The following is a 9,947-nucleotide window of genomic DNA, read 5'->3' as shown; positions in this document are numbered from 1 at the left end:
CTCAGTTCAATAAATTAATAGGTCCTGAGCCTAAAGAATGCATTCAATCTGTTTGATGAGGCAGGATCAATATCCAAACAATCATCTCCATCATTAAAAAGCAGATCACCGTACCCTCGGTGATCTGCCCATGAGCCCCGCAATGTGAACACATTCCACTATATAGCATATTGCATACTATGACGTTTATGCTATTTTCTTCGCGATACGGTAACAGATAAGGCGAGAAAAGGGTGCTCTCCATCGGCCCGACCACCCCATCTGAACGCATGTGGCAAGAAGACACACGGCAGGCCAATCACGCCTTCACCCTTGGCCATCTGAAGAAAGCCGAACAAGGCTATGAGGCGTCCCTCACCACAGCAACAACACTTTTTGATACATTCAAAGTATCAGGGCAGAATCTTTCTTCACCTGTGATCTTGACCATTTCCTACCTTAATTGTGTAGATTTTTTCAAAAATCAGGGTGACTTAAAAAAGTCCCTCTCCTTCCTAGAAAAAGCCTGCACAGCACTTATTCAGTCATCGTCTCTACCGACATTACCTTTGGAAGCCCGCTTGGCCTGCGTCGAACAACTACCATCCATCGTCAGCCTTCTGACTGACTATCCAGATGCTCTCTTTGAGCTTCATCACGACAGAGACGATCTCATTACGCACGCCAGAGCCACTGCGCTCAGGGTGTCTCAGATTGCAGGTTACATGCCCCCCACAAGCCCGACATCAGAACCTGTAAAAAGCTACAACGCATAAGATGCGGGCCAATAGAAAGAGCAAACAAGTATGTTTCAGTTACCAGAGCTCCCCTATGCCATGGATGCTCTTGCCCCTTATATGTCAGCAGAAACACTCGAATATCATCATGGGAAACATCATAAGGCCTATGTCGACAAACTGAATGAACTGACGACAAGCGAGGAATTCAAAGGGCTATCCCTTGAAGACATTATTCGTCGTTCCGCTCAGGACCAGACGCAAAAAGTGCTGTTCAATCAGGCTGGCCAGCACTGGAACCATTCGTTTTTCTGGGAAAGCATGAAAGCCAAGGGCGGAGGCTCCATTCCCGGCTCTCTCGAAAAACAACTGATTGCAGACTTTGGTTCTCTAAACCAATTTAAAAGCGACTTCAAAACAGCCTGTGTTTCCCAATTTGGGAGTGGCTGGGGATGGCTGGTTCATGATGGCGAAAAACTGGCCATAACTAAAACGGCAAATGCAGACACTCCCCTTGTCCATGGACATACTGCTCTTCTGACCTGTGATGTCTGGGAGCACGCTTATTACATCGACTACCGTAATATGCGCCCCAAATATGTGGATGCCTTTCTGGCTGATCTGGTCGATTGGGAACGTGTTGCCGATCTATACGAACAAGCTGCGTCCTAAAAAAGTCATACCCTAAATACATTTCCTTCTGGCTTTGTCTTTCCTACGAAGACAGAGCCAGACCTTTAAGAAGCATAAGGTTTACAAACAACACTTTTGATCTATTCCAATAGATCATCGTCATTTAAAAAACACACAAAACAAAAGCAGCAAATCGGACATCTCGATAGATCATTTTTAAGAGGAGGCAGCAATAATCCATGCACCATTTGGGTAGCCATGGAGCACTGCTGGTAAATGGGAGAAATCTCCGCCCCTTAACCTCCTCTTTTAGGAGAACTTTTTTATACTTATACCTCAACTTCCCGTCTTTCCGTCCATGCTTCACCCGGCGAACTGATACTCTGGGACCATGTCGCGCGCAGTCATGGTCTTGTGACCACATCTGACTGGATACCCATTTCTGGTAGAGGTTGCAAAGCTACAATTAGTCCTGCTTCAAACGTCAGTTAAGAGTCGTTCGAGCTGTATTTTGCGTTAGGCTCCACTCAGTATTTTTTGATTCCAAATTATGCGACTAGCTATACTGAGTAGAAAAATTAGACTATGCAAAATAATAAGAAACAGGAAACTGCGGGTGATAATAAAAATTATGAAAATTGTTATCATGACCGTTGGCACGGAAGGGGATGTGCGCCCCCACATTGCCCTTGGTGAAGGACTTCTGGCCCGAGGACACGCTGTAAGGCTGGCGGCAGACCCCTGTTTTGAAACCGCCATTACCAGAGCCGGACTGAAATTTTCTCCTCTAACCGCTGATTTTTCCGGAATGATGCGTCATAACCCACAGGCGTTGGATGGCAGCAACGGCATGGCGGCAGCCCGCGTGGTGGTAGCGGAAACACGCCGCATGGCACAGGACTGGCCCGCACAGGGGCTGAAAGCGGCAGAAGGCGCAACATTGCTGATTGGGTCTGGCAATGTCTCGTTATTGGCAGCCAGTCTGGCAGAGCGGTTGCAGGTGCCGTTTGTGCAGACCCAGTTGCAACCGCTGGAGGCCAGCCATGCGCTGCCGCCCGTATGGTTCAGACCCCGCCCGTTGCCTGCGTCTGTCAATTTTGCGCTCCATCGCACCCTGCGCCAGACAGCATGGTTGCTGATGCGGGACACGGCAAACCGCATGCGCCGCGCGCTGGATTTACCACTCTATCCTTTAAAGGGACCGTGGCATAACCCCAAGGCAACAGGCGGCCATATTCTGTTCGGGTTCAGCCAGCATGTGGTGCCCCGCCAGCCGGAATGGCCCGCACGCATTGCCATGCCAGGCTATTTTGTGTCTGCAAAAAATGCGGCCTACACACCGGATGCTGATCTGGCCCACTTTTTGCAGGCGGGAGACAAGCCAGCCTATATCGGCTTTGGCAGCATGGTGAGCGGAGAAGCCGCAGCCCTGGCAGCCACCGTGCAGGCAGCCGTGCAGCATGCGGGCCTGCGGGCCGTTGTAGGAAGTGGGTGGTCCAAGCTTGGACAGTTTCTGCCCACTTCCGCGCGCATTCATGTGGTAGATCATGTGCCGCATGAATGGCTTTTTTCAAAAATGCGCCTAGCGGTACACCATTGTGGCGCGGGCACCGCTGCTGCTGCCGTGCGCGCCGGGATACCCACCGTGCCGGTACCCTTTGTGGGAGACCAGTATTTCTGGGGTTGGCAGTTGCATCGCATTGGTGTTGCCACACCCACACAGAGCCTGCGCACCTTAACCGCACAGACACTGGCCGATGCCATGCTTCAAGCGACATCCCCGCATATGGTGGCCAATGCGGACCGGCTGGGCAGCTTGGTCCGGGCGGAAGATGGCACGGCAAATGCCATAACACAGCTTGAACGCTGGGGGCTTCTGCACAGACAAGCTTGAACGCCCAAGATTTCCAACCGCGTAGTCACACGCTGAAAAGAGGCTGACTTCTTCTCAAAAGCCTGTTTCAACACTGTGGACGTATGAGGCTGGGTGGGTATTTTCATGACAGACAAAACGGCCCGTCGCCGCTGACGCGATGCTGTGCGGGTGGGGTGCCATGGGCGAAAAGGCAACGCTTTCAAGCGTAAAAAGAAATAGCTGATTGATCTGCACAGTGTTTGAGAAAACAGGTCATATTGTCCTATGACCTGTTTCTGCTCTCAGGCGTCGCTCTGCTGCCCCGATGTCTTTCTATTGCTGGCTATTCAGGCAGTCTTTGAGTCTGTCAGGTTTTCTCCGCTCAAATTCCATGAACTGGTCTGCAATAACGGGTGCATTTTCTGGGTCCAGCATTTCCATATGGGTGCAGTTGATATCTGTCACCATCAGTTTTCCCGTTATGTAATTCTGCCAGAAAGCGGGGTTATCCCCTACATCTTCCGTGCCCCGCTGCGTGGCGCGCAGAAACAGCAGGTCTGCCTGCACACGCTGCGGCTGCCAGTTACGCATCATTTCCAGATTATGGCTGACACCCTGCCGTATGGTTTGCAAAAGGGTCGAAAAGGCGGCTTCATCCTGCACAAAAGCCTGTGCTTCCGGCAGCATGATCTCTACAATCCGATCAGCCAGATCGTCCAGTGTTTCCGGCATGTTTTCAGAAAAATCGATCCCCAGCATGGCAATGGCGTTTTTTACCAGCCACGTATCATCCATCCGAGCCAGATCCTGACCAGCCTCCAGCGCTGCTAGATCATGCAGCGGGTATGTATCCAGCATGACCAGTGCGGAAAGAGGCTCGCCTTCCGCCATCAGACGTACCGCCACAGCATGGGCCACCAACCCGCCCATGGACCAGCCTACAAAACTGTACGGCCCATGCGGCTGAAGCGCACGGATCTGCTCCAGATAGAGTTCTGCCAGTTGCTGAATGGTCTGCGGCCGGTGGGGGCCGTGCAGCAGCCCCATATCCTGCAAGCCATAAACAGGCCGTTCTGCCGGAAGATGCGGCAGTAGCGCCGTAAAACCGAGAGACACCCCCAGAATGGGCGGAAAACAGAATATCGGCTGGCCTGTGCCTTCGGCGCGCAAGGGCACAACCGTTTCCTCGAACATATCTGGCACGCCATGCTGGTGCTGTAAAAGCAGGGCCAGCCGGGCGATGGTGGGCGCACCGAATAGGGAAGCGACGGGGAGTTCATACCCCTGTTCAGTCAGGGCTGTGGCAACCTGCACGGCGGCGAGGCTGTCTCCGCCAAGATCGAAAAAATTCTCGTTTATGCCGAAATCTTTTCGCTCCAGAATATCAGACCACAGGGTAAACAAAAGCTGCTCCTGCGCTGTTTTCGGACTTTCATGCTGGGGGATATGCTCGGCGTCCTCCGGTTCTGGCAGCATTTTTCTATTCAGTTTGCCCGATGCCGTAAGCGGCAGGGCAGCCAGCACCACAAAGCGCGAGGGCACCATCTGGGCTGGCAGAAGCCCCTGCAAATGGGTGCGGAACAATGCAAAATTCTGCGCTTCTTCCTCTGGCGTGATGGTCTCCGCCTGTGCGGCAGCAGCAGGCACCAGATACGCCACCAGAAGCGGCCCCTGCGCCTTTGGCCACACCCGCACCGCAGCCTGTACAATGCCGGGCAAAGTAAGCAATGCGGCTTCAATTTCCGCCGGTTCTGCCCGCACACCTTTTATCTTGATCTGCGCATCCGTGCGGCCAAGCACGGTGATGGTACCATCAGGCTGCCTGACGGCACGATCTCCGGTAAGATACAGGCGTGCATGCGGTATTTTGCTGAATTGGTCTGGCCAGAAAACCGCCTGTGTCAGATCTTGGCGGTCCAGATAGCCCGTGGCAACGCCAGCGCCCGCAATAGCCAGTTGCCCCGGTGTACCCACCGGCAGCAGGCCACCTGCGGGGTCCAGAACATAACATTGAGTATTGGCCAATGGCCGGCCCGCCGGGATGGGCTGGCCGTGTGAACTATCTTCCGCAGTGACGGCATGGAAGGTGGACCAGATTGTGGTCTCGGTCGGGCCATAAACATTATAGACGGCGCGAGCATGTTTCTGAAGCGTGCGCGCTAGGGGCACTGGCAGGGGTTCCCCACCAGAAAGCACGCGCACCTGCGCCAGACACCGGCCCTGCCCGGCCCCCACTAGCATCTGCCACAAGGTTGGCGTGGCCTGCATGAGGGTGACACCATAGTGTTGCACGATGGCGGACAGCAGGGTGGGGTCTGTCACGGTTTCACGTCTGGCAAGCACCAGATGCGCACCGGCCTGAAGCGGCAACAGCAGTTCCAGAATGGAAATATCAAATGTGACAGACGTAACGGATAACCAGCATTCCTGCACGCCCAACCCCAGTTTATCCTGCATGGTGCACAAAAGGTTGGTCAGGGCGGTCCATGGCACCACCACGCCTTTGGGTGTGCCGGTGGTGCCGGAAGTATAGATGACATAGGCCGTATCCTGCGGCACTACAGGCGCACGGTGGGTGTCCGGGGGGGAAAACATAGTTGCGGGCGTGCCCTCTTCCGCCAGCCCCAGAACGGACGAGCCATCTGGCAGGCCAGTTGGCAGGGTATCTTCTGTCAGAAACAGGGCGGGCCTCGCATTGGCGATAATGACGGCATTGCGCTCACGCGGGCCGCAACCGTCCAGCGTGAGCCACGCCGCCCCGGCGGCCATTGTGGCCAGCATACTGATCACCTGTCGTCTGTCTCTGGGCAGCATCAGGCCGACAACATCACCGGGACCAATGCCGCACGCCATCAGATGCTCCGCTAGACCTTGCGCAGCATGGAGAAGAGCCGCGTAGGACACAGGGCCTTGCCCATCCGTCAACGCCGTTGCCGTGGGGGCGTAGGCGGCATGCCGCGCCAGATCAGCCACAAGAGCGCGTGGGCCCCAGTTGCAAGCCGTTGCGGTTTCATCCGCCAGTAAAGCCCTACATTCGGCAGCGTCAAGAAGTGGATAAGCGCCGATGGGCTGGGCAGGATCTGCCAGAATGGCCTTTATCAAATGCATTACGTGTCGCAGATGGCGCTCCAGCGCCGGGCCATCATATAAGGTTGGGTTGGCGTAAAGGCACAGCGCCAGCCCCTGTCCATCCTGACGGTCAAACACAAAAAATGTCAGATCTTCCATCACCCCATTGCTAAGGTTCCGGCTGCGTGCCGGGCTGTCGCCGAAGGAGAGATGGTAATCAAACGGCTCTATATTAATGCCGATGCGTGAGAGATGCTGTTGTGTATCATAAAAACCCAGAACGCGCCGCAGATCCTCATACCGGAAAGCCTGATGCCGGAGTGCCCCGTGCAGAGCGCGGCGCACTTGAAGCAGGATTTCTGAAAAAACCAGAGTGTAGGCCATGGCAAAACGCAACACTACGGCATTTGCTGCCATGCCTGGCACACGCCGCATCTCCCGGTCTGTGCGGCCGGTAACGGGCATGCCGAGCGTGAGGTCTTCCTGCCCTGTCATGCGAAAGATGTAGGTGCTCAGAAGGGCCGTGAGCATTTGCGGCAACGTCACGCCAGCCTGCTGTGCCAGACCCTGCATCTGCTCCACCATGGCGGGCGGTACAAGCACATTGCGTTCCACAAACCCCAGCCGTTGCAAAGGCGCTTCCGGTACCCTGGGGGGGAGAGGAGAGGCCAATGTTACTGCCTCTGGCGGGGCAGCAAGCTGGTGTTGCCAGTAAGCCTGATCTTTCTCGCGCCGGGGGCTGATGCGGTAAGCGGATTCCTGCGCGACAAGCCGTTCAAGGGGCAGGAACGTGCAAGGAGCGGGTTCGCGCCCTTCCACCAAGGCATTGTACAGTTCGGCCACGCGCGCCACAATCAGGCCACCGGAAAAGCCATCAAGCACGATATGATGACAACAATGAAACCAGATGAAACTATCATCAGAAAGCTTGATTAGCGCACAGGTCCATAACGGATCTTCCGCCAGATCAACCGGCTGACTGATGCGTGCCATCATCCAGTGTTGCGCCTGCGCTGCGGCATCGGGCCGGGGGGAAAAATCCACAAGCGGCAAGGAGCAGCGTAATGTGGGCAGAATGACCTGATACGGGCCATCCGCCCTCATGCGGATGCTTACCCGTGTAGTTTCTGCCTCCAGCGCCACCTGAACAAGAGCAGCACGGAACAGGCCGGGATCAACCGGGCCAAGAATTTCGACTGCTTCCGCAATGTTGAACGTGCCGCCCTGCGCGCGCAGCAGGGCTCCCATCCAGACGCCGCGCTGGGCTGTTGTGAGCGGCAGGTGCGTTTCCTGTAATGTTTTTCCGCTCATTTAAAAGCCATAACTATATTGAATTATTGACAAAAGAGAAAACCAGACCCTTCTTGCAAAAAAAGAGTCTGGCTCGCATCATTCGTTACAACATGATAGTTCAGGCAGAGCGAACGGTTAGGGTCACTGCTTTTTTCTCGTTTTTAAGATAAGGCCCTGCAGCAAGAATGCTAACTGATAGGATCCCCATCTTGTCGTGCTTCAGATGATCTCCCAGTGGTAGAATCGCATTACCGTCGGTCCAGGCAACCCCCTGCCACCCCATGTCAGAGTGCCAACCAGGAGGCTTTTCCGTGGTCAAATGTGATGTGATTTCAACAGAGCGTTTTGCACTCAGCAAAAGAGTAGCTCCTACGGCAACCCCCATATAACGGCGATCATCAACAAAGGGGCCAATCACATCACTAGGACGGCTGGCCCTTGAAACAATGTGGACGGACTGAGTGCCTGGCGGCAGCATGAAGCTATACTCATTGTTGATGCAGCGCATGGGACGAATGACCGCACCTGTTTCAATGACCAGATGCAGATCTGTATCATTAGTTTGCTCAGGAGCAGGTGGTGCCTGTTCTTTTGAGACCTTGCCTTGGCGCAATTCGATAGCACGGAACAAAGGCTCGACAAAAGAACGCTCGACGTCCAGCGGCGCACCAGCTTCATCTTCCCAGCTTTTGACAGCGCCAAAAAGGGTCGCAATCTTGCCTGCCTGCCGGAAAGCAGACCGGTTACCAGTGTCTAGATAGCTTTCGGTCAGCATACCATCAGCCGTGATTACGGTATGCTGTTCTGTTTCCACATGGTAGTAATCATAAGACGAGATGGATTTATCGTAGAAAATAGAAACACCATTGACCAGCATCCGGACTGGCACAAACCGGTCTTTGAAGAAGAGGCAATGTTCGGCTGTAATCAACATGTCCTTATAAGGAACACCATCGGCAATAGCGTCTTTAAGGATACGGACAGGCCAACCGGCTTCATCGTCATTAAGTTCAGGTCGTACAACTGTATGAGCCTTACCAACCCACACGATCGCATGCACCACATACTGGTTATTTTTCCAGTCAAAAGTGATGACTTCGTCGCCAATACAAACATCTTCGACTGCAACGTCTCCATTGATAGTACGAATCATGCTGCCTACTAAGAAACAAGCCCCCACATACGTGTTTTGGCTGTCATAACTGATAATCAATGGATTAGATGTTGATCCATCTGTGTAATAAGTACCAGTTGCAAGAGTAACTCCTGGTGCCAACTGCGCTGTATAAGCACCTATTCTAGCACCATTTTTACCGTAAAGAATTACAGTGCTTGTGCTATTTTGACCACTAGTGGTAGTGCTGATAGTATATTTAGAAACTGGAGCAATTGTGTTTTGGAATTCTATTGTGTCATATTGTGGATTATAATTTGTAATTTTCGTTGAACTCAGATCAATTACAGTACCGCCCGCGTTTACAACTAGAGTTCCACCACCTTTTGTGAAATTAATGGTAGAGCCAGTAATCAGATTAATAAGACCATAGCTACCGGCGAATTTTCCGCCATACCCGATATTAACCGTCGAGCCAGCTAACGCCGAAGCAAGAACATTACCGCTAAACGACGCGCTACCGCCGTATACATTAATTGTTTGGCCACTTAACGCACTTACAAGGGTAGTTATTGTTGTATCGCCACCAATCCAAAATGTATTCCCATTTAACAAGGAAACTGTAATGGAAATATCGCCTGTTGAGCCTGGAAGAGTAACAAATGTTCCTCCCAAAAGACCAAGTAACTCTGTATAACCATTAGAACCTGTTACGACACCACCACTACCCAAAAGCCCCGTACCAAGTACTCCAGTATTGATATCTGTAGACGATAAAATAGAATTGCCACTACTATCTTTTATACTTGCTGTATAACTGTGACCCAGCGCACCGAGTGCTACTGGACCATTATCTATAATGGTATACGTTAAGCCATTAACGGTTTTTGTATATGTCGTTGCCATTTTCGTAATTCCTGACTTACATAAGTAGAGTAAGATCTACCGGCCAATAAAATTCTATCAGATTTTATTTCATAGAAAAATTGTTTGCACAACAAAAACATCGACTAAAACAGCAAAAACTTAACAGATCTTTTTCGCGTATTAAGGTCAGGTATTCCGTCCGCTCGTCGAATAGGCCAGAATCAGGTGGAGGGTTCGAAAAACCCCCTAGTTTTGAAACCAGCTCTGTGATTCCATTCGTCCGGTTCTGACTGAGGGAATGGCGCTATGAAGCAGGCGGGATTTTTTGACGTTGAAGAGCGGCTTGCTCGGCTGAGCGGGCTCGGTGATCAGCTCGAAGCGTTTTCCCGGACTGTGGATT

The 9,947-nt window shown here is 52.6% G+C and carries 5 protein-coding genes; 3 read left to right on the top strand and 2 right to left on the bottom strand.

Going from position 1 to position 9,947, the window contains the following annotated elements:
• The first annotated feature begins 233 nt into the window (after positions 1-233).
• The 3 genes from Abci_RS12295 (at position 234) to Abci_RS12285 (ending at position 3,243) form a co-directional block, all read left to right on the top strand.
• Complete coding sequence (locus Abci_RS12295; RefSeq protein WP_048839477.1) at positions 234-755, top strand: hypothetical protein; 522 nt, start codon at positions 234-236, stop codon at positions 753-755.
• Between the two features lie 30 nt (positions 756-785).
• Complete coding sequence (locus Abci_RS12290; protein WP_048839476.1) at positions 786-1,388, top strand: superoxide dismutase; 603 nt, start codon at positions 786-788, stop codon at positions 1,386-1,388.
• A gap of 577 nt (positions 1,389-1,965) precedes the next feature.
• Positions 1,966-3,243 (top strand): glycosyltransferase, encoded by a 1,278-nt coding sequence (locus Abci_RS12285; protein WP_244877677.1) that lies wholly within the window; start codon positions 1,966-1,968, stop codon positions 3,241-3,243.
• Between the two features lie 294 nt (positions 3,244-3,537).
• Here Abci_RS12285 and Abci_RS12280 read toward each other — a convergent pair whose 3' ends face one another.
• Positions 3,538-7,584, bottom strand: a complete 4,047-nt coding sequence (locus tag Abci_RS12280; RefSeq protein ID WP_084597663.1) for a non-ribosomal peptide synthetase — start codon at positions 7,582-7,584, stop codon at positions 3,538-3,540.
• 100 nt (positions 7,585-7,684) lie between these two features.
• A complete protein-coding gene (locus Abci_RS12275; RefSeq protein ID WP_084597662.1) occupies positions 7,685-9,586 on the bottom strand; it encodes a Hint domain-containing protein in 1,902 nt (633 codons plus the stop codon).
• Positions 9,587-9,947 lie beyond the last annotated feature (361 nt).

The organism is Acetobacter cibinongensis, assembly GCF_000963925.1.
Lineage (GTDB): Bacteria > Pseudomonadota > Alphaproteobacteria > Acetobacterales > Acetobacteraceae > Acetobacter > Acetobacter cibinongensis.
This window is presented reverse-complemented; position numbering and strand designations above follow the sequence as displayed.